The organism is Sphingomonas sp. PAMC 26605 (assembly GCF_000241485.1).
GTDB lineage: Bacteria > Pseudomonadota > Alphaproteobacteria > Sphingomonadales > Sphingomonadaceae > Sphingomonas.
This window is the reverse complement of the sequence record NZ_JH584241.1, coordinates 1,881,494-1,882,766: the sequence shown is the minus strand read 5'-3', so window position 1 is coordinate 1,882,766 and position 1,273 is coordinate 1,881,494. Positions and strand designations below refer to the sequence as shown.

Genomic DNA, 1,273 nt, shown 5'->3' with positions numbered 1-1,273 from the left:
ATCAAGCGACCGTCCCTCCCGAGCCGTCATTCGTGCCGCAGCGCGTCGATCGGGTTGAGCGCCGCCGCGCGTCGCGCCGGGAAATAGCCGAAGACGACGCCGATCAGCGCCGAAATGCCGAACGCGATCACGTTGATCTCCGGCACGACCAGGAAATCGACCTTCATCAGCGGCGCGAGGCCGAGCACCGCGAGCTGCGCGACGACCAGCCCGATCAGCCCGCCCAGCATCGACAGCGCGATCGCCTCGACCAGAAACTGCATCAGCACCTCGCGCGCCACCGCGCCGATCGCGAGGCGGATGCCGATCTCGCGCGTGCGTTCGGTCACCGAGACGAGCATGATGTTCATGATCCCGATCCCGCCGACGACGAGGCTGATCGCCGCCACCGCGGTGACGATCCCGGTCAGCAGCGTCGTCAGCTGGGTCAGCGTCGCCGCGATCTGCGCCGCGTCAAAGATGCTGAAATCGTCGTCCTTGCCGCCGTTGATGTTGCGCCGTTCGCGCAGCAGATCCTCGATCCCGGCCTGCACCGTTGCGCTGGCATAGGCCGGATCGACGCCGACCAGCAGCAGCTTGAGGTCGGTCGAGCCGGTGAAGCGGCGCTGCACCGTCTTGAGCGGCATGATGATCACATCGTCCTGGTCGCCGCCGAAACCGCCCTGCCCGCGCTTCGACAGGAGCCCGATCACGTCGCACGAGATCCCCGCGATGCGCAGCCGGGTGCCGAGCGGCGAGCCACCGCGATAGAGATTGTCGTTGACGGTGTTGCCGAGGATGCAGACCGACTTGCCCGCCGCTTCCTCGGCCGGTGTGAACACGCGCCCCTGCGCGAGCGGCCAGGGCTGGACCTGGAAATAGGCGTCGGTCGTGCCGTTGACCGTGGTCGACCAGTTCGCGCCTTCGTAGATCGCGGTGCCGCTCGTGCCGGCTTGCGCGGCGACCGCGGTGACGCCAGCGATCTGGTCGCGGATCGCGATCGGCGTCGGCCGGCTTGAAGTCGGGCGGGCGCGGGCCGCCGCCGCCACGGCCGAAGCCTTGCCCCGGGCGGACTTGCAGGATGTTGCTGCCGAGCGCCGAGACCGATTTCTGCGCCGCGATCGTCGTCGCGCGGCCGAGCGTCACCATCGTCACCACCGCCGCGACGCCGATGATGATGCCGAGCGTGGTGAGGAACGAGCGCAGCTTGTGGCGCGAGATCGAGCGCAGCGCGAGGAGGAGGGTGGTGGCGAACATTACTCGCTCCCCTCCCCTTCAGGGGAGGGGCTGGGGG

The 1,273-nt window shown here is 68.8% G+C and carries 1 pseudogene; it reads right to left on the bottom strand.

Going from position 1 to position 1,273, the window contains the following annotated elements:
* Positions 1 to 26 precede the first annotated feature (26 nt).
* A pseudogene (locus RH90_RS08710) lies at positions 27 to 1,236 on the bottom strand (ABC transporter permease).
* Between the last annotated feature and the right edge of the window lie 37 nt (positions 1,237 to 1,273).